Raw genomic sequence first — 19,617 nt, forward strand, 5'->3', positions numbered from 1 at the left:
CCGTCGGGCAAACCACCAATGCGCTGGCGCACCCGACACGATTCGAACGTGTGACCTTTGCCTTCGGAGGGATTATCGCTGGTTCCGCCAATAACCGCCAGGAACCGCCGATGACCGCCTATCTCCCTGAAATCGCTAAAGTATTTGATTCCACGTCCCGCCGAGGCTACTCTTCTTCCCGCCACAGTTTTCGCCCGCGTGCTTACGCGGTGCTTACGCGAGCGGATGCGGACGGCTCGGAGGAATCTCATGGCTAAGCTCACAAAAAGGGTCGTCGACGCCGCGGAAAGCCGCACGAAAGATTACGTCATCTGGGACGACGAACTCCCCGGCTTCGGCCTCCGCGTATTCACGTCGGGCAAACGCAGCTACGTCATTCAGTACCGTCTCGGCAAGCGATCGCGCCGTTTCACGATCGGCCTGCATGGTGTCTGGACACCGGAGCGGGCGCGCCAGGAGGCGAAGGTTCAACTAGGCCGCGTCGCGCAGGGGGAAGACCCGGCCGAGGAGAAGCAACTCGACAACAAGGCGCTCACGGTCAAGGAACTCTGCGACCTCTATGTGGCCGATCTCAAGGGTGGCCTGATCCTGGGTAAGGGTGGTCGCCCGAAGAAGGCGAGCACCATCCTCTCCGACACGGGCCGCATCGAGCGCCACATCGTACCCCTACTCGGAACCCGCAGGGTCAAGGATCTCGTGAAGGCCGACATCACGAAGGCCCTGAAAGATATTATGGCGGGCAAGACCCGCTGTAGCGTCAAGACGAAGAAGCCGCGCGGTCGCGCCATCGTGCGTGGCGGGGCCGGCACCGCCACACGGACCATTGGGCTCCTTGGCGGTATTCTCACCTACGCCGTCGAGGCCGGCGTCATTGACGTCAATCCGGCGCACGGAGTCAGGCGCCCGAAGGACAATGTGCGAGCGCGGCGTCTGACCGAGGCGGAGTATCGCATCCTTGGCGAAATCCTGACCAAGGCCGCCGAGAACGAGAAGTATGAGATGTCGGTCGACATTATCCGCCAGCTTGCACTGACCGGATGCCGCCGAACCGAAATGGTCACCCTGGCTTGGACGGAGGCCGATACGGATTCAAGTTGCCTTCGGCTGATCGACAGCAAGGAGGGCAGCTCGATCCGGCCGATTGGTCTGCCTGTGGTAGAGTATCTTGAGAACCGACGGAAAACAAAGACCGGCACCCATGTCTTTCCCGGTCAGGGTGACGACAATGCGTTCGGTAGCTTCCCGAACCATTGGGCGCAGATATTCGAGGAGACGCCGCTCGCCGACATCACGCCGCACGTTCTTCGACACAGCTTCGCCAGCATCGCAAACGATCTCGGGTTCACCGAGGTCACAATTGCAGCGCTAGTCGGCCACGCGAAGGGATCGGTCACGAGCAACTATATCCACACGCTCGACACCGCTCTGATCATGGCCGCCGACACCATCTCCGGTTACATTCAAGGGCTTCTCGATGGAATCGAGTTCAAACAGACCGCTTATGCCCTCGATCGAGACTCGCGGAAGACCGCGCTTGCACGGTTTTTGCAGAAAGCAGCGGCTTCGGATCAGGATACAATCTCAGATGCGGAGCAGCTCCTTGCGGCCTGATCGTCCGCTCAAGGTTTCAGTTATTGCAGTTAGAGGCGATTCGCCTTATATTGGCTGGCTAGGAGATACGATTATGGCCAGCCAAGTCGTCCAGTTCGCCGGTCTATCGGACCGCGACCGCAAAAAGGTGTCGCCCCTGCCGGAGCTGGCGGAGGGCGATCACGTCGAGCTGCATGTCCGTCGTCGCGACGGGAAAGAACAGACCCTGTCGCTCCCGCCCGCAGCCGTCAGCGCGGTCGAGACCCTTTTGACCCGCCTGCTCAGCGGCAAGAGAGTAGCCATGCTCACTGAAGATCAGGAGCTAAGTCCAACCGACGCATCGGCGATCCTCGGCATTTCCCGTCCGCTCGTCGTTCACCGGATGGACATCGGCGAACTTCCGTTCCGTTACGTCGGAAAGCATCGCCGGGCATCGCTGGGGGATGTTCTCGCGCTGAAGGACAAGTTGGACACCCGACAAAAGGCGATGGATGCGCTGGCCGAGGATACAGAGGACCTCATCGCGAACCATGGCCTATAGACCGCCCGTCGCGGTCTTTGATGCCTGCGTCCTCTATCCCTTCCACCTGCGGAATCTGCTGATCCAGTGCGCCTTCGACGGCCTGGTTGAAGCGCGCTGGACGGACGACATCCATGCTGAATGGATGCGCAATCTGGCCGCCAACTCCCCGAACATACCCCTCGCAAGGCTTGAGATCACGCGCGACAAGATGAAGGCGGTTCTGCCAGATGCCGATGTCGTTACGCACAAGGCGTTGATATCGAGCCTCTCACTGCCAGACCCTGATGACAGGCATGTTCTCGCAGCGGCAATCGCAGGCGGCGCCGGGATGATCGTGACCTGGAACCTGAAAGACTTTCCTGCCTCGCATATAGCCGCGCATGGGACACAGGCTGTGGCACCGGATGCTTTCCTCTCCGGTCTGCACAAAACTCAGCCGGAAGCGCTGATCGACAGCGTCGGTCGGGCGCGACAAAATCTTCGGCGCACAGCCCCATCCGTCGAAGAGTTCATAAGCACGATCGAAGCCCAGGGCCTCGTCGATTTCGCGTCCATCCTTCGACGCCAAAAGACACGCCTGAGCGGCAAGCCGATATCACGTCCCTAACGTAGAGCCTGCGTGCGCAGAATTTGCATTACGACATCATCCGGGAGGGGAAAGCCTTCCCCTGCGACCGAGCCTAACGTCTCGGCCGACCCCTTCGAGCGGGGAGATCCCCGCAACGCCCCCAGAGTGAGAGAGCGGACCGGGTTTCCGTGACGGGAAAAGGTCGGGAGAGAGGCTCCCGCGCCCGTCATGGAGTCCTGTCCCATGAACATGCAGCTTCTCGACGCCCGCCAGACTCCCAGCGGCGGCTACAAGGTCGATGTCACCCGCGGCCAACGCGTTGGCCGCGTCTCCTCCGAATGGTTCTCCCGCCCCGCCGATGAGCGCTACCTGTCGCTGTCCGAGCTGGCCCGGTCTGCGCGCGCGCGCGCCGATCGCAGCCGGACCCGCGTCGTCGAAAGCGCGCTGATCCATGTCGAGGCCAACCGCAACGACCCGGAGCGGCTGGCGCTGATGCTCCCCGGCGCGGAGGCGCCGGTCGTTCCAACACACTGGTCCTTCGGGCAGCTCGCCAGCCTGGTCGGCGCACCGGCTGCCTATCTGCGCCAGCTTCCCACCGCGCTCGCCGGCATCAACCTGCAATACGGCCTGACCTCGAACCGGGCCGAACAGATCAAGACGTTCGAGACCGACGACGGTCGTATCGAACTGCGCGCCGTCACCGGACCGGACTATGGTCGCATCTTCGACCACGAACTGGTCGAGGCCGTGCAGCGCATCGCCGGCAATGGCACCGGCGACACGCGTTGGAAGGTGCCAGGCGTCCTCGACTGGTCGACCGGGATATACAATCCCCGTGTCGACATCACGAAGGACACGACAACGCTCTATGCTTCGGACCGCGACGTCTTCCTCTTCCTCGTCGACGATCTCAATCCCATCGAGGCCGGCCGCCTGCCGGACGGATCGCCCGATCTCTACTTCCGCGGCTTCTATTGTTGGAACTCGGAAGTCGGCGCCAAGACGCTCGGCATGGCCAGCTTCTATCTGCGCGCGGTCTGCCAAAACAGGAATCTGTGGGGCGTCGAGGATTTCGAGGAAATAACCATCCGTCACAGCAAATATGCCGCCAACCGCTTCGCCCATGAGGCGGCGCCGGCGTTGCTGAACTTCGCCAATTCCTCGCCCATGCCCTTCGTCAACGGCATCAAGGCCGCGCGCGAGCGGATCGTCGCCAGGACCGACGAGGACCGCACCGACTTCCTGCGCCGGCGCGGCTTCTCCAAGGCCGAGAGCGGCAAAATTATCGACACGGTGCTGGCCGAGGAAGGCCGTCCGCCCGAGACCATCTTCGATTTCGTCCAGGGCATCACCGCCGTCGCGCGCGACAAGCCGCATCAGGACGCGCGCCTGGATATGGAGGGAAAGGCCAAGAAATTGCTTGATCGGGCTGCCTAATCCCCGTGGAGCCGGAGATGCAGGCTTTCCGCATCTCCGGTTTTACCCGTTTCCTGATCGAGCATGGGTTCCCGGTAAACGAGAAACTACTGCCTGCCGAGTGAGTTATCTTCGTCAGGGAGACGATCCATGAGCTACGCTCGCTTCGCCGCAATGATCGCGACTTCTACGGCGGTGATGTTCGGGCTCATGTATCTGAACACTTACGCCCTCGACCACGTTCTGTTCAGTCAGACCCGCATTTGGATGGCATTTGTCATGGGCGCTGTAATGGCGGTCATCATGCTCGGCTTCATGTGGAGTATGTACAAGAACCGCAGCTTCAACATCGCCATCCTCGCTGGGGCAGTTGTTGTCTTCGCCGGGGCCCTCTGGCTGGTGCGCAGCCAGGAGACCGTCGACGACGTAAGCTATATGAAGGCGATGATTCCACACCATTCGATTGCGATCATGACCAGCGAGCGGGCGCATATCCGCGATCCGGAGGTGCGGAAGCTGGCAGACAGAATAATCGATGCTCAGGTGCGCGAGATCGCTGAGATGAAGCGTCACATAGCCAGGTTGGAAGCTCATCCGACGCCGGCCAGTGCGCCGGCTCTGCCTTCCTACCGGGATCGCGGCGTCCCGCCACCGCCGCCCGAAACGGACCAATCCGCTGGCGTCAATACGCTCGCGCCGATCCGCTGAGGTCCCCCTCGATCTCGCGGCAGCTCCTCGTTCGGCCGCCGGAGAGAGGAAGAGGGGGGACGGGATTTTCCGTGACGGGTTGGAGGTCGAGAGAGAGGCTCTCGGCCGCCCGTCGCGGAGTAAATCCCGATGGCTACTGCCGTTCAGAAGATCACCCTGTCGTCCTCGCGCGACATCCCCTTCAACAAGCTGGTGCTCAGCCAGTCCAACGTCCGGCGTGTGAAAGCCGGCGTCTCGATCGAGGACCTGGCGGCCTCGATCGCCCGTCGCGGCCTGATCCAGAGCATCAGCGTGTTTCCGGTCGTGGACGCCGAAGGCGTCGAGACCGGCATGTTCGAGGTGCCCGCCGGCGGTCGCCGCTTTCGGGCCCTGGAAATGCTGGTCAAGCAGAAGCGCCTGGCCAAGATCGCGCCCGTGCCTTGCGTGGTGCGCGAACGCGATGGCGCGATCCTCGCCGAGGAAGTTTCGCTGGCCGAGAATATCGAGCGCGCCCCGCTCCACCCGCTCGACCAGTTCCGGGCCTTTCAGGACATGCGCACCAAGGGCATGACCGAGGAGGAGATCGCCGCCGCGTTCTTTGTCTCGGCCCAGGTGGTCAAGCAGCGGCTGCGGCTCGCTTCCGTCTCGCCGGCGCTGCTCGACATCTATGCCGAGGACGGCATGACGCTGGAGCAGCTCATGGCCTTCACCGTCTCCGACGACCATGATCGCCAGCAGCAGGTCTGGGACGCGATCAAGGAGACCTGGTCGAAGGAGCCGTATCAGATCCGCCGCATGCTGACCGAGACCACGGTCCGCGCCACCGACAAGCGGGCCGTCTTTGTCGGCCTCGACGCCTATGAGGGGGCCGGCGGCATCATCGCCCGCGATCTGTTCCAATCCGACGACGGCGGCTGGCTGCAGGATGCAGCCCTGCTCGACCGGCTGGTGGCCGAGAAGCTGAAGGCCGAGGCGGAAACCATCGCGGCCGAAGGCTGGAAGTGGATCGAGGTCGCCGTCAGCTTCCCCTACGGCGCGACCCACGGCCTGCGGCCGCTGGAAGGCGTCTCGGTCGACCTGACCGCCGACGAACAGGCGACGATCGAGGCGCTTGAAGCCGAATATCAGAAGCTCGAGGCCGAATACGAGGGTGCGGACGAACTGCCGGACGAGATCGATCAGCGCCTGGGCGAAATCGAGACCGCGCTTGCGGCCTTCGAGGAACGTCCCGTCCGCTTCGAGCCCGCCGACATCGCCCGCGCCGGCGTTTTCGTCAGCGTCGGTCATGACGGGCGTCTCGTGCTGGAGCGCGGCTATGTCCGGCCCGAGGATGAAGCGCCCGAGCCGGCGGAAGGTGGCGAAGATGGCGAGACTGGCGATGCGGTACATGATGCGGCCGAGCCTCGGGTGCAGCGCGCCGTCATCACCATCGGCGGTGAGCCGGCCGACAGCGAGGACGAGGAGGACGAGGCGATCAAGCCGCTGCCCGATCGTCTCCTCACCGAGCTGACGGCCCATCGCACGCTGGCGCTGCGCAACGCGCTGGCCGAGCATCCGCATGTCGCCATGACGGCGCTGCTGCACAAGCTGGTGTCGGACACCTTCCAGCACCGCATGTACAAGGGTGCGCTGGAGGCGAGCGTCAACCACATCTTCTTCCCCGTTCAGGCCGAGGGGTTGAAGGACAGCCCGTCGGCCCGCGCGGTGCAGGAGCGCGACCAGGCGTGGGCCGGCGACATTCCCGCCGATGACCAGGCGCTGTGGGATTGGCTGGCCGGGCTCGACGACGCCAGCCGCATGGCGCTGCTCGCCCATTGCGTCAGCTACGGCGTCAACGCCCTCTATGAGAAGCCGAACCCCTATGGCAGCAACGGCGTCTCGCAGCACACGCTGGACATGCGGCTCGCCCAGGCCGACCGGCTGGCGCACGCGATGGGCCTCGACATGGTCGAAGTCGGCTGGCGTCCCACGGTCGATAACTATCTCGGCCGGGTCACCAAACCGCGCATCCTCGAAGCGGTGCGCGAGGGCGCGGGTGAACAGGCCGCCCAGCTCATCGACCATCTGAAGAAGGGCGACATGGCGAAGGAGGCCGAGCGGTTGCTGGCCGACAGCGGCTGGCTGCCGGAGCCGCTGCGTCTGGCCGCAGAGGCCGAGGCGGAAACGCCCGATGTCGATGCGGGTGGCGAGGAGGACGGAGCCGACCTGCCGGCGTTCCTCGCCGAAGGCGACGAGGAAGATGATCCGGTGGAAGGCGAGGACGATGAAGTCCACGCCATCGCCGCCGAGTGACTGCACTGGCGGGGCGGCCCCGGTCGCTCCGCCTCTCTGCCTCTTTCACAAGGAGCATCGCCATGACGCAATCCGTCCCGGCGCCCCGGCGCGTCGTCTTCCAGTACCTCGTGCCCGTGCATGTCGAAGTCGAGGACGGCCTCGTTTGCCGCGTCACCGTGATCGACGAAACGCCGGTCCGGAACCCCGCCGTGGTCGAGGGCGATCCGGCCTATCTGTCCGACGCCGTAACGGCCGCCGATGATGGCCAGCCCTGGCCGTCCTGGCAGTTCGGCTACTGACACCTCGTCCCCATTTCCCTCTCATCGAGCCCGGCCATCGCGCCGGGCTCTTTTCGTTTCAGGAGCCTGACATGGCCGATTACTTCACCCATTTCTCGTGCCTGCTCGATGTCGGCACGCCGCAGAATGCCGCCCGCGCGCTCGATCTCTACAACGCCCTGTCCGAGGAGGGCGCCTCGGAAGACCCGCCCTCGGACGGCTTCGACCTGTCGATCCAGCCCGAGCACGGCGGCACGATGCTGTGGATGCGCGACGACGTCACCGGCGATCCCGAACGCCTGATCCAATTCGTCAAACGCTGCGCGAAAGCGTTCGAACTGACGGGCCGCTGGGGTTTCCAATACGCCAACACCTGCTCGCGACCGCGCATCAACGCCTTCGGCGGCGGCGCCCATGTTCTCGATCTCGCCACCGGCGAGACGATCGCCTGGACTTATACCAATGGCTGGCTCGAGGATCACCTCGCCGAGGGAGGCGGACGATGAGCATTCCCGATCATGCCCGCGCCAACTTCCAGACTCTGCTGCGCGCAGCAGAGAACGGCCATCTGGCGCTGATCGAATGCGCCGACGCCGGGACCGGCGAACCGCGCTACGTCATCTGCGCCGTAGGACGCGAGCGCGACGACTATGTCTTCACCCCGTTCGGCCATCTCGCCGAGGGCAACCCGTTCGACACCTATCTCCCGCCCGAGACGTCGACATGACGGTGACGGATCAGCGCCGCGCGAACGACAGCCACGCACCGACATCGGTCAGGTGAACTCTCAAGGCCTGCACCGTATCCGAGGCGACCAGACGGGGATTGTTCCCGAACAGCACGGGATAGCGGAAGCGCTGATCGGCGTGCGGGCGGTCCAGCGTCCGGACGAGATCGGACAATTCCCGATCCGCCTGTCCCGAAAAACCAATCGAACGCGCCTCGCGATGGCAATGGTCCAGATCATGGCCTGTCATCATCAGCCATTCCTCATCCCGTCCGTCATGGGCGAGGATGGCCTTCAACGACAGTTCAAGCGAATGCGCCACCAGCATGTGAAACGGCGCGGATTCGTTCTCGGCCCGGCTGGCGAGGCATTGCGCCGCCGTCACATAGCTGGCCGCCATCGCAAGATAGTCGTGGCCCCTTGTCCCATCCGCCGCGCGCTCGCGCGGCGGCGGAGGTTCGTCACTCCCGTCCGGTTCCTCTACCAAACCGCCACTTCCCATTGCCCGTTCACCCGCGCAAAGCCGATCGGCCGGTTCTGCGGTGCTGCATTGGGCTTGGTGGAATCCATGACGAGCTGCGTCATGCAGGTCACGCCCGGCCCGACGCCGCCCGGTGAGCAATCGCCGAGCTTCAGCGTCGCGTTGGAGAGCGACGTTCCCGTGAACAGGCGATGACGCCGCACCGCCGCGGTCGCCTCTTCCTCAGTCGGCTGAGCCACGCCGGCAGCCACGGCAGGCGATGCCGTGACGGGTGAGATCACCGGCCGCAGGGCGAACCCCGCGCCAAATCCGACCAAAAGGCAGGCCGCCCCCACGATGCCGATCGCGCTTCCCTTCATCGTCTCTCCCTTCCGGTCGATGCGCCGGATGTGGCTGAAGCGCCCCGACGCGGCATCTTTTCCCACGGACTTTAGCGCCGCATCGACGGCGTCGGAAGATTGAGCGGCCAACCGGGCTGCCTCAGCGACAGAGCGAGAGGATGGCCGGGACGGGTTTGAGCCCGTCCGGTCGAGAGAGAGCGCCGGTCCGGCTCGTTCCCGATCCGCTCTCCGAGGTCTCCCACATGCTTCACGCTCCGATCCCCGCCGCCCCGGCGGCTTCACTTCAGCTTGGCTCCTCCGCGTCGCCGGCCGCCGCGATTCTCGCCGCCGCCGAGCGCATCCTCTCCCACCTCGAACAGGGCCGAGCCGTCGATGCCCCCATGCTGCGCAGCGCCATGGAGGCCGCGTTCGGGGCCTCAGACGCCAGCGGCGCCTGGGACTGGAAGACGGCCTACGACGCCTGCGAGGCCGCGACCGTCCTGTTTCTGCGTAAATATGGAAAGGCGCTTTTCCGCAAAGGCGGGTCGCCGGCTTCACGGCTCTCCGCGCTGTCCAAGATCGTCGGACTGTTGCCGACGCATACGCGCCGATCGGAGGAGGCGCAGGCCTTCCAGCAATTCTCAACGCCCGTCCCGTTGGGCCTTGCCGCGCTGACGGCGGCGACATTGACCTCGGCCGACCGGGTGCTGGAGCCGTCCGCCGGCACCGGGCTGCTTGGCGTGCTTGCCGAGATCACAGGCGCATCGCTCATCCTCAACGAGCTAGCCGAGACCCGCGCCGATCTTCTCGCCTCTCTCTTTCCGGCCGTGCCCGTCACACGCCTCGACGCCGCCCAGATCGATGACCATCTCGATCCGGCCGCCACGCCGAGCGTCGTCATCATGAACCCGCCATTCTCGGTGATGGCGAACGTCAGCGGGCGGGTGGCCGACGCCGCCTATCGGCATATCGCGTCGGCGCTCGCGCGTCTGGCCGATGGCGGACGCCTGGTCGCTATCACCGGCGCGAACTTCTCTCCCGAACAGCCGGCCTGGCGGGACGCATTCGTCCGCCTGCAAGGGCGCGGCCGTGTCGTGTTCACCGCCGCGATCGCCGGCTCGGTCTATGCCAAGCATGGCACGACCATCGAAACGCGCCTGACGGTGATCGACAAGCTGCCGGCCGAGCAGCCGGATCGCTTCCCTGATTCCGCGGGCGTCGCCCCGGATGTCGCGACCCTCCTGACCTGGCTGGAGCATCACCTCCCGGCACGGATGACCGTCTCGCTTCCCGAGCGAGCGCCAGCCTCGATTACGCCGCGCACAGTGCGGGGATATTTCGCCCGCGCGGCCAAGACGACGCCGCAGCGCCATATCGCGCAGCTCGAGGGCGTTCCGCTCGACTACGAGACGATCGACTGGACCCCTCCTGAAGCAGGCCGACTCTCGGACGCGATCTATGAGCCCTATGCGCTCCAGTCGATCCGGATCGACGGCGCACAGCCGCACCCGACCAAGCTCGTGCAATCCGCCGCCATGGCTTCGGTCGCGCCGCCGAAGCCGAGCTACCGTCCGACGTTGCCGCCACGCCTCGTCACCGAGGGCGTCCTCTCCGACGCCCAGCTCGAAACGCTGATCTATGCCGGCGAGGCCCATGGCGATTATCTCGCCGGCGCCTGGACTGTGGACGAGACCGGCGACCTCGTCACCGCCGCGCCGGACGATACACCGAACGCCGTCCGCTTCCGCCGAGGCTTCATGCTCGGCGACGGCACCGGCGCCGGCAAGGGCCGCCAGTCGGCCGGCATCATCCTCGACAACTGGCTCCAGGGCCGGCGCAAGGCGGTCTGGATCTCCAAGTCCGACAAGCTGCTCGAAGACGCCCAGCGCGACTGGTCGGCGCTCGGCATGGAGCGCCTGCTGGTCACGCCCCTGTCGCGCTTCCCGCAAGGCTCGGCGATCCGGCTGCCTGAAGGCGTCCTATTCACCACCTATGCCACGCTACGGTCCGACGATCGCGGGGAGAAGCTTTCGCGCGTCAAGCAGATCGTCGAATGGTTGGGCTCCGATTTCGACGGAGTGATCATTTTCGACGAGTCCCACGCGATGCAGAACGCTGGCGGCGGCAAGGGAGAACGGGGCGACGTCGCCCCATCGCAGCAGGGCCGTGCGGGTCTCCGGCTCCAGCACGCGCTCCCGAACGCCCGCGTGGTCTATGTCTCCGCCACCGGCGCCACCACCGTCCACAATCTCGCCTATGCCCAGCGGCTCGGCCTTTGGGGCGGTGAGGAGTTCCCCTTCGCCAACCGCGCCGAATTCGTCGAGGGGGTCGACAATGGCGGCGTCGCGGCCATGGAGGTGCTCGCCCGCGATCTTCGCGCGCTCGGCCTCTACACCGCCCGGTCGCTCTCCTATGACGGCGTCGAATACGAGCTGGTCGAACATCAGCTCACGCCCGAGCAGACCCGCATCTACGACGCCTATGCCGGCGCCTTCGCCATCATCCACAACCACCTCGACGCGGCGATGCAGGCCGCCAACATCACCGGCAGCGACGGCACGCTGAACCGGCAGGCGAAGTCGGCGGCCCGCTCGGCGTTCGAATCCGCCAAGCAGCGCTTCTTCGGCCATCTCCTCACCAGCATGAAGACGCCGACACTGGTCCGCTCGATCGAGCAGGACCTGGCCGACGGGCACAGTGCAGTCATCCAGATCGTCTCGACCGGCGCAGCGCTGATGGAACGCCGCCTGGCCGAAATCCCGACCGAGGAATGGAATGACGTGCGCGTCGACATCACGCCGCGCGAATACGTCCTCGACTATCTCGCTCATTCCTTCCCGGTGCAGATCTATGAGCCGTTCTCCGATAGCGAGGGCAATCTGTCGTCGCGCCCGGTCTATCGGGATGGCCAGCCCGTCGAGAGCCGCGAGGCAGTCGCTCGCCGCGACGAGCTGATCGAGCATCTCGCCTCGCTGCCGCCGGTCCCCGGTGCGCTCGACCAGATCGTCCAGCGCTTCGGCACCGACATGGTCGCCGAGGTCACCGGCCGCTCCCGCCGCATCGTCCGCAGGGGCGAGCGCTTCGCCGTCGAGACCCGCGCCGGCGCGGCCAATCTCGCCGAGACCGCCGCCTTCATGGATGACGACAAGCGCGTGCTCGTCTTCTCGGACGCCGGTGGCACTGGTCGGAGCTACCACGCCGACCTTGCCGCGAAGAACCAGCGTCTGCGCGTCCATTATCTGCTGGAGCCGGGCTGGAAGGCCAACGCCGCGATCCAGGGCCTCGGCCGCACCAACCGCACCAATCAGGCGCAGCCGCCGCTGTTCCGGCCGATCGCCACCGACGTGAAGGCGGAGAAGCGCTTCCTTTCGACCATCGCCCGCCGGCTCGACACGCTCGGCGCCATCACGCGCGGCCAGCGCCAGACCGGTGGCCAGGGCCTGTTCCGGCCCGAGGACAATCTCGAAAGCGCCTATGCGCGTGACGCGCTGCGCCAACTTTACCTGCTGCTCGTGCGCGGGAAGGTCGAAGGCTGCCCGCTCGACCGCTTCGAGACCGCCACGGGCCTGAAGCTGACGGACGACAATGGCATCAAGGACGAGTTGCCACCGATCACCACCTTCCTCAACCGGCTGCTGGCGCTGACGATCGAGCTTCAGGGCATCCTGTTCACCGCCTTCGAACAGCTCCTCGCCGCCAAGGTCGACGGCGCCATCCGTGCCGGTGTCTATGATGTCGGGCTGGAGACGCTCCAGGCCGAGAGCTTCGTCGTCGCCGACAGCCAGATCATCCATACCCATCCGGGGACCGGCGCGGAAACCCGGCTGCTCACCATCACCCGGCGCGAACGCAACCGGCCGCTCGGTCTCGCCGCCGCGCTCGACCAGTTGTCCGATCCACGGGCTCGCCTGCTCGTTAACGCCCGGTCGCACCGCGCCGCCGTGCAGGTCCCGGCGCCGTCGATGATGCTCGACGACGGCGAGATCGAGCGCCGTGTCTGCCTGATCCGGCCGATGGAGCAGCACTATTCCCCGCTGCGCATGATGGACGAGAGCCACTGGGAGGACGCCGACCGGGAGGCGTTCATTGCCGCCTGGAACGCCGAACTGGCCGAGGTGCCGGAATTCGCCGACAGCACCATCCATATCGTCGCCGGCCTGCTGCTGCCAATCTGGAAGCGCCTGCCGGACGAGTCGACGCGGGTCTATCGGCTCCAGACCGACGCCGGAGAGCGCATCATCGGCCGCCGTGTTTCGCCCGCTTGGGCGGCGAACGCCATCACGACCGGCGCACCGTCGCTCTGCCCCGATCAGGCCTTCGCCGCCGTGATGGACGGCACGGCCATCCTCGACCTCGCCGAGAGCCTGCAGCTTCGCCGCGTCCGCGTGATGGGCGGCCATCGTCTGGAATTGACCGGCTTCACCGACGCCATGCGCGAGCGATTGCGCGCCTATGGCCTGTTCAGCGAAATCATCTCCTGGAAGCTGCGTTTCTTCGTCCCCGCCGACGCCGCCGGCCCGGCGGTGCTCGCCCGTGTGCTCGACACCTATCCGGTGGCGCGCATCGCCGAGCGGGAGGCAGGATGATGGCCCGTCAGGACGCATCCGATCTGGTGCAGCGTCTCGGCCGGCAGGCCGAGGCGGTGTGCCGGCATTATCTTTCCAGCGGACGCCGCGAAGGCCGCTATTGGCTGGTGGGCGACGCGCGCAACACGCCGGGCCGCTCCCTGTATGTCCGGCTCAAGGACTCGCCCAAGGGACCGGCCGGCAAATGGACCGACGCCGCCACCGGCGAACATGGTGATCTCCTCGACATCATCCGCGAAAGCTGCGGCCTGATCGATTTCAAGGATGTCGCGGACGAGGCGCGCACCTTCCTCAGCATGCCGCCGCCAGAACCGGAGCCGCACGCAGCGCAGCGTCGGACACCCGCGCCGCACGGATCACCCGAGGCAGCGCGGCGTCTCGTCCATATGTCGCAACCGATCGGCGGCACGCTCGTGCAATTGTATCTGCGCAAACGCGGCATTACGGATTTACGCGGAACCGCAAACCTGCATTTCCACCCGCGCTGTTATTATCGACCCGACGAGCATTCGCCGACCGAGATCTGGCCGGCGATGATCGCCGCCGTCACAGACCTTGCCGGTCATATCACCGGGGCTCATCGCACCTGGCTCGATCCGCGCACGCAGGACAAGGCGCCGATCGACACCCCGCGCCGGGCGATGGGCGACCTTCTCGGCAATGCTGTCCGCTTCGGCCATGGCGGCGAGGTAATGGCGGCGGGCGAAGGCATCGAAACGGTTCTGTCCATCCGGCAGGTCTTGCCCGACATGCCGATGCTGGCGGCGCTCTCGGCGGCCCATCTTGCCGCCATCCTGTTGCCGGACACGCTGCGGCGGCTCTACATCCTGCGCGACGACGATCCGGCCGGTGACGGGGCGCGCGACAGTCTGATCGAGCGGGCGAACGCGGCCGGCATCGAGGCGATCGTCATCTCCCCCGAACTGGACGACTTCAACGAGGATCTGCGCACGCTCGGCATCGACCACCTGCGCAGCCTCACCCGGATGCAGATCGGGCCGCAGGACGTGGCGCGCTACATGGCGCTGGCGGCATAAGCCGGGAGAGGAAGAGCGCGGCGGTGGAGCGCCGCCGTGCCCGTTCGGAGGCCCCGTTCCATCGCAGAGGACCGCGCCTCGGCCTTCGAGAGGGCGATCGGCCCACAGTCGGGCCGTCCCGGCAATGGCTGCGGCCGACTATTTTCCGGCGCGGCCTGAAGGCCGCTTTCCATCGCGAGGCAAAATAGCCGGCCTTCGCCATCCTCCGCTGACGCTCCGGCCCTCCCGCTTCGCTTCGGGTGCTTGGCCGTCCCGCCGGTGGGCTTCGTCGCCATGAAGGCCGCGACGGTCGCGGTCCAGACGATGGAGCCTCCCATGAACAGGCACGACGACTTCGAACCGCATCACGAATCCTCACCCACCGACCATGTCCTCAACGAATTGCAGCTTCACGGCTATCGCCCCTTCGCCGACGAACCCGACCAGCGGCTTCTTCCGGACGGCAACGCGGTCGCGGGCACCGTCGCCGACATCTTCGACGCCCTGATCGGGACGCTGGAGGATACCCGCCTCGAACCCGACCTCGACGATCTCCTCTGGTCGACCGTGAATGTTTTCCACCGGGCCAGCGACCGGATCGCCCGCGAGCTGGACGACAATGAGCAGGCGCAGAAGCGCTCCCAGCGGGAACAGGACGGCAGCGAGGTGAAGTCGGTCGAACTCGAGCGCCAGATCGCCGAGGGTCAGACGCTCATCGAACGCCAGGCCGCTTTCGAACTGATGCGCGACCAAGCCGCCGAACACTACGAGCGCCAGATCGGCAAGCCGTGGCTTCCGCGCAGCGGATCGAAGGTCAACCATCGCAATCTGACCTCGGCGATGATCGACAGCCGCGATTTCCTGATGGCGAAGAAGCGCGCCGAGCAGGAAGTTCTCCTTCCTCCCGGCCCGAAGATCGTCGTCACCGGCGGGCTCGACTTCGACGATCACCGGCTCATCTGGGCCAAGCTCGACCAGGTGCATGAGAAACACCCCGACATGGTGCTGGTCCATGGCAAGTCGCCGAAGGGCGCCGAAAAGATCGCCTCGCTCTGGGCGAAGAACCGCGACGTGCCGCAGATCGGCTTCGCCCCCGACTGGACCAAGCACGGCCGGGCCGCGCCGTTCAAGCGCAACGACCAGATGCTGGAGATCGTGCCGAAGGGCGTGATGCACTTCCCCGGCACCGGCATCAACGACAACCTTGCAGACAAGGCCCGCAAGCTCGGCATCCCGGTCTGGAAGTTCGGCGGCGCCTGAGCGCCGTCGAGAACTGGAGCCAGACCTTGGCTCCATGCCTCTCCGCTCGCCCGCCTTCAATTCGGGTCCGTCCTTCCCGACCTGCGCTCGCGAAAATCGCAACACCAGATTATAGTTGACTAGGAAACTGAATCTGTCTAGTTTCCTAGTCAACGAAAGGAGAACCTGTGGCCTCGACCTCGGAGCTGACCGCACACACGGGATTCTGGATGCGAATGGTGTCGAACGCCGTGTCGCAGGAATTCGCGCGGAAGGTGGCGGGAGAAGGCGTCACCGTCGCGGAGTGGTCATTCTTGCGAGCACTCTTCGACCATGATCCTACGCCTCCGTCGCTCCTGGCCGACAGAATGGGCATGACCAAGGGCGCGATCAGCAAGCTGGCGGAGCGGCTGCTGGCGAAGGGGTTGATCGTGCGGACGGAGAACTCGCAGGACAAACGCGCGCATAGCCTATCGCTGACGGGGGAAGGGCGGGCCAAGGTTCCGGTCATGGCCGCGCTCGCCGACGAGAATGACGCCGAGTTCTTCGGTGTTCTGAAGAAGGACGAGCACGAGACGCTCGACCGCATCCTGCAGGCCCTCGCCGCAAGGCGCGGGCTCAAGACGACCCCGGTGGACTGACCGCCACCGGACCCGATCAATATCAGCATGAAAGGAAACCGCCATGGACGCGGAACGGATTTCTATTGCCAAGGCCTGCCAGGAGGGTGCTCACGACAACAGCCTCAGCTTCCCGGAATTCGTCGGGAAGCTGATCGCCGCCGGCTTCGAAGGCTACACGGTGGACTATCGCCGCAACGCCCAGGCTTTCTATCTGCCGGACGGTGACAGTGTCGTGCTGGAAATGCATCCCTATGCCGGAAGCGTCGCCGCCAACTTCGATGCCGCCGAAGTCGAACGTCTGGTGCGGTGGGCGCAGGCCAATCCTGCCGACTACAGCTATGTCGCCTTCTGCGAGAAGGCGAAGGCGGCCGGTTGCGCGGGATATCTCGTCTCGTTCCTCGGCCGACGTGTCGTCTATTTCGGGCGCACCGCCGAGACCCATGTCGAGCACTTCCCCAAGTAACCGGGCGTGTCGTGGGGCGGATCAGCGACTGCCTCGGGCTTGGCACCGGGTTTATGCGGGCGAGCCTTGGGGCAGGTGCGCCATAGCTGAAATCACCCCGGCCGACACAGTGCGAATGCCGAAGAGAACAAGCATTGAGGCCGATGAGCAGGTCTCCTGACGCGAGAACGACCTCCGCCTTTCTGCGCTGATCCTTGGTCCAGCCGCAGACTTGTCGCCATCAACCCATAAAGGGTCGGCTATGCGAGCATGCCGCCGCTGCGGCTGCGCCTTCGCGGTGATTGCAGTCCACGGCCGAACACATCGGGCGCCTGTCGGCGGGGGATGGTCCCCCGCTCCAGCAGGAGCCCAGCAATGTCCCTTAACGACGCTCACGCCTTCGCCTTCAGCCTCGCTACAACGCTGATGGCCGCCATCGTCATCTTCCAGGCCGGCGACGGCACCCTCTCGGTGACACCCGCCAGCGAATATGATGGCGACACGGCCGCGATCGTCCATGAGATCGACCCTTTCGCCCCATGACCGGGGCGATCCGGTCGGCCCGAGCGGCAACCGCATGCGGTTGCCGCTCCCGGCGCGGCCGATTTTCAGCTATAGTTCGGGCGCGCCGTGGTGGTGGTGGAGGGCGCGACCGTCAGACCCTTCTCACGGAGACACCACCATGATCATTCTCGCCGTTCTTGCTTCTGTCGCCGCCATCGGCCTGCTCTGCTGGCTGCTGTTCACTCTGGCCGTCTTCGCGCTGCCAGCCTTTGTCGGCGTGAGCGCCGGCGCCTGGGCCCACGGAACCGGAGCCGGTATAGCCGGCGCCATTCTGGTCGGCATCGTCGCCGCCGCGGCGACGCTCGCGGTCGGTCAACTGCTGATCGCCTTCGTCCGCCCGATGTGGCTCAAGCTCATCGTCGCCATCGCCTTCGTCGCGCCAGCGGCCGTGGCGGGCTTTCATGCCACCCACGGCATCGTCAAGCATCTCATGCCGTCCGAGACCTGCCAGATCGTGTTTTCAGTCATCGGGGCGATTGCGATCGGCATCACCGCCTTCATCCGCATCGCAGGCATGGCGGCCGAAGGTCCCGCCGGCCGGGATCTCGCGCGGGTCTGACACGACGTTGCCCAGGCGAACCAGAATAGCGGCTGGAATCTGCCACCCCTCGTCGGACATGGGACTTGTCGGCCTGCTGTGCGGGGATCATCGAGCCTGACCCCCAGGTGCAGCCATGGTGGCGCAAGACGTTGACGGCGGCGTATCGGCGCATGGCTCTGGACATGCTGTTAAGGCATTCTCGCCGGTGTCAGTGCGGTGGACATGGCGTTGCCCGGCAGGGGGCGGGGGAACGATGCCGGTGAGCGTGTCCGGGCCGTCCTTGCGTTGCGAAGAGCCGCCATCGTCTCCGTTGTCTGACCGTGGATCGAGCGCACCAAACGGCCTCTCCAATGGCCTGATCTGGCCGAAGGCCGGCTTCGCCTCGAGCGCCTGAGCCACAACGGCTGGTCTCGACTTTCTTCCCCTGCCGGCTGCGCCGTCATTCCTCGCGAAACAACAAAGTCGCGCCTGCGCCATCCTCCGCTGCGCTGCGGTCGCAAGCGATGTGGCGTCGCTCGCCTCCGGCCCGCCGATCGCCATCGAGGCCGCATGGTGCGGGCTCGAATACGGAAAACGGAGACTTATCATGGCGACCATCGGCACCTTCAAGAAGACCGGCTCGAACGAGTTCACCGGCGAAATTGTCACCCTCAGCGTCCAGGCCAAGGGCGTGCGCATCGTTCCCGACACCCGCGCCACCGGCGAGAATGCCCCCAGCCACCGGGTCCTGGTCGGCCGCGCCGAGATCGGCGCCGCCTGGTCCAAGCGCTCCAACGAGGGCCGCGACTATCTGGGCCTCAAGCTCGACGATCCGAGCTTCAACGCTCCGATCTACGCCAACCTCTTCGATGACGAGGACGGCGAAGGCTTCTCGCTGATCTGGTCCCGCCCCAACGGGCGGCGCGGCGACTGAAGCCCGCGCGAGGCCCCGGCCGGAAGGCCGGGGCCTTCGACTCCCAGAACGACCGAATCAGTCAGTGGCACCGATCGCCGCAAGCAGTTTCCAGGAGGCGTAAAATACTGGAACGGACAGCCGAAAGCGACTATTATAGTCGTAGTTTTGGCGTGCGCGTAGGTCCGTGTGGGAGGTGATCATGCATGATCACCGCCCGACAATCTCGGGCCGCACGCGCGTTGCTGGGTTGGACGCAGGAGACGCTCGCTGACAAGGCCCGGGTCTCATTAACCGCTCTCAAGCGCCTCGAATCCCATAGTGGGTTGGAGGTTTACGAGACGACGCGCGATGAGGTTCGGCGAGCCTTCGAACGAGCGGGCATCGTCTTCCTGAATTCCGACCAGGGCAAGGGAGTGCTGTTGGTCGATGCCAAGAAGGACGCGTGAGTTTCGAAATACCGCGGCAACGCCACGACTTCGCGCTTCTGCCTCTTGCGTCATGATGACGATCAAATCAGCGTTAACAATCTACTCCAGAATGGATACATCTCGTCGCCAGGGGACGTTGTGACCAAGGCCGATTTTCTCGATCAGCCACCGGGCGGTGCGGCATTGACCGCCTACGACCACGCGCACCTGAAGCTTTATGTACGACTGCTCGACGCTGATGCCGCGGGCGCGGATTGGCGAGAGGTGGTCAAGGTTCTCTTCGATCTCGACGCCGCCCATGACGAAGCTCGCGCCCAACAGATTTATAGCGCCCATCTCGATCGCGCCAAGTGGATGACGCGGAGCGGCTTCTGCGAGTTGCTCCAGGGGCGCTTGCATTGAGGTGATGCAGAAACCGT

Annotated in this window: 20 protein-coding genes; 18 read left to right on the top strand and 2 right to left on the bottom strand. The window is 65.3% G+C overall.

Annotated features, from left to right (window positions below):
• The first annotated feature begins 249 nt into the window (after positions 1-249).
• From KF737_RS04965 to KF737_RS05005, 9 genes are all read left to right on the top strand, one after another.
• Positions 250-1,611 (top strand): site-specific integrase, encoded by a 1,362-nt coding sequence (locus tag KF737_RS04965; RefSeq protein WP_296450953.1) that lies wholly within the window; start codon positions 250-252, stop codon positions 1,609-1,611.
• 73 nt (positions 1,612-1,684) lie between these two features.
• Positions 1,685-2,131, top strand: coding sequence for a DNA-binding protein (locus KF737_RS04970; RefSeq protein ID WP_296450955.1), 447 nt, complete (start codon positions 1,685-1,687; stop codon positions 2,129-2,131).
• A complete protein-coding gene (locus KF737_RS04975) occupies positions 2,121-2,720 on the top strand; it encodes a PIN domain-containing protein (protein ID WP_296450957.1) in 600 nt (199 codons plus the stop codon). Before KF737_RS04970 ends, KF737_RS04975 begins: the two co-directional genes overlap by 11 nt.
• Positions 2,721-2,924: 204 nt before the next feature.
• Complete coding sequence (locus KF737_RS04980) at positions 2,925-4,118, top strand: DUF932 domain-containing protein (RefSeq protein WP_296450959.1); 1,194 nt, start codon at positions 2,925-2,927, stop codon at positions 4,116-4,118.
• Positions 4,119-4,247: 129 nt separating this feature from the next.
• The gene (locus KF737_RS04985) at positions 4,248-4,805 is read left to right on the top strand and encodes a DUF305 domain-containing protein (protein WP_296450961.1); all 558 of its coding nucleotides are present in this window, start codon (positions 4,248-4,250) and stop codon (positions 4,803-4,805) included.
• A 129-nt stretch (positions 4,806-4,934) separates the two neighbouring features.
• Positions 4,935-7,076, top strand: a complete 2,142-nt coding sequence (locus KF737_RS04990) for a ParB/RepB/Spo0J family partition protein (protein WP_296450962.1) — start codon at positions 4,935-4,937, stop codon at positions 7,074-7,076.
• Positions 7,077-7,138: 62 nt separating this feature from the next.
• Positions 7,139-7,357: a hypothetical protein gene (locus KF737_RS04995; RefSeq protein WP_296450964.1), complete on the top strand. Its 219-nt coding sequence runs from the start codon at positions 7,139-7,141 to the stop codon at positions 7,355-7,357.
• 71 nt (positions 7,358-7,428) lie between these two features.
• Positions 7,429-7,842: a hypothetical protein gene (locus KF737_RS05000; RefSeq protein ID WP_296450967.1), complete on the top strand. Its 414-nt coding sequence runs from the start codon at positions 7,429-7,431 to the stop codon at positions 7,840-7,842.
• A complete protein-coding gene (locus KF737_RS05005; protein ID WP_296450969.1) occupies positions 7,839-8,063 on the top strand; it encodes a DUF6117 family protein in 225 nt (74 codons plus the stop codon). The genes KF737_RS05000 and KF737_RS05005 overlap by 4 nt, the downstream gene beginning before the upstream one ends.
• A gap of 10 nt (positions 8,064-8,073) precedes the next feature.
• On the opposite strand, the gene KF737_RS05010 is transcribed toward KF737_RS05005, so the two are convergent.
• Both KF737_RS05010 and KF737_RS05015 read right to left on the bottom strand, forming a co-directional pair.
• Positions 8,074-8,463, bottom strand: coding sequence for a hypothetical protein (locus KF737_RS05010; protein ID WP_296450971.1), 390 nt, complete (start codon positions 8,461-8,463; stop codon positions 8,074-8,076).
• Positions 8,464-8,543: 80 nt separating this feature from the next.
• Positions 8,544-9,014: a hypothetical protein gene (locus KF737_RS05015; RefSeq protein ID WP_296450972.1), complete on the bottom strand. Its 471-nt coding sequence runs from the start codon at positions 9,012-9,014 to the stop codon at positions 8,544-8,546.
• Between the two features lie 113 nt (positions 9,015-9,127).
• On the opposite strand from KF737_RS05015, the gene KF737_RS05020 reads away from it, so the two are divergent.
• The 9 genes from KF737_RS05020 (at position 9,128) to KF737_RS05060 (ending at position 19,600) form a co-directional block, all read left to right on the top strand.
• Entirely contained in the window at positions 9,128-13,450 is a 4,323-nt protein-coding gene (locus KF737_RS05020; RefSeq protein WP_296450974.1) for a strawberry notch family protein, read from the top strand.
• The gene (locus tag KF737_RS05025) at positions 13,450-14,487 is read left to right on the top strand and encodes a toprim domain-containing protein (RefSeq protein ID WP_296450976.1); all 1,038 of its coding nucleotides are present in this window, start codon (positions 13,450-13,452) and stop codon (positions 14,485-14,487) included. The genes KF737_RS05020 and KF737_RS05025 overlap by 1 nt, the downstream gene beginning before the upstream one ends.
• A 315-nt stretch (positions 14,488-14,802) precedes the next feature.
• Positions 14,803-15,726, top strand: a complete 924-nt coding sequence (locus KF737_RS05030) for a DUF2493 domain-containing protein (RefSeq protein WP_296451256.1) — start codon at positions 14,803-14,805, stop codon at positions 15,724-15,726.
• Positions 15,727-15,893: 167 nt separating this feature from the next.
• Positions 15,894-16,346: a MarR family transcriptional regulator gene (locus KF737_RS05035; protein WP_296450978.1), complete on the top strand. Its 453-nt coding sequence runs from the start codon at positions 15,894-15,896 to the stop codon at positions 16,344-16,346.
• Between the two features lie 43 nt (positions 16,347-16,389).
• A complete protein-coding gene (locus KF737_RS05040) occupies positions 16,390-16,791 on the top strand; it encodes a DUF1398 domain-containing protein (RefSeq protein ID WP_296450980.1) in 402 nt (133 codons plus the stop codon).
• Between the two features lie 661 nt (positions 16,792-17,452).
• Complete coding sequence (locus tag KF737_RS05045; protein WP_296450982.1) at positions 17,453-17,893, top strand: hypothetical protein; 441 nt, start codon at positions 17,453-17,455, stop codon at positions 17,891-17,893.
• A 568-nt stretch (positions 17,894-18,461) separates the two neighbouring features.
• On the top strand, positions 18,462-18,788 hold the full coding sequence (locus KF737_RS05050) for a DUF736 domain-containing protein (RefSeq protein ID WP_296450984.1): 327 nt from the start codon (positions 18,462-18,464) through the stop codon (positions 18,786-18,788).
• A gap of 185 nt (positions 18,789-18,973) precedes the next feature.
• Positions 18,974-19,216, top strand: a complete 243-nt coding sequence (locus KF737_RS05055; RefSeq protein ID WP_296450985.1) for a helix-turn-helix transcriptional regulator — start codon at positions 18,974-18,976, stop codon at positions 19,214-19,216.
• 120 nt (positions 19,217-19,336) lie between these two features.
• Positions 19,337-19,600 (top strand): DUF2285 domain-containing protein, encoded by a 264-nt coding sequence (locus KF737_RS05060; RefSeq protein ID WP_296450988.1) that lies wholly within the window; start codon positions 19,337-19,339, stop codon positions 19,598-19,600.
• Positions 19,601-19,617 lie beyond the last annotated feature (17 nt).

It is taken from the genome of Phenylobacterium sp., assembly GCF_019636135.1.
Classification (GTDB): Bacteria; Pseudomonadota; Alphaproteobacteria; order Caulobacterales; family Caulobacteraceae; genus Phenylobacterium.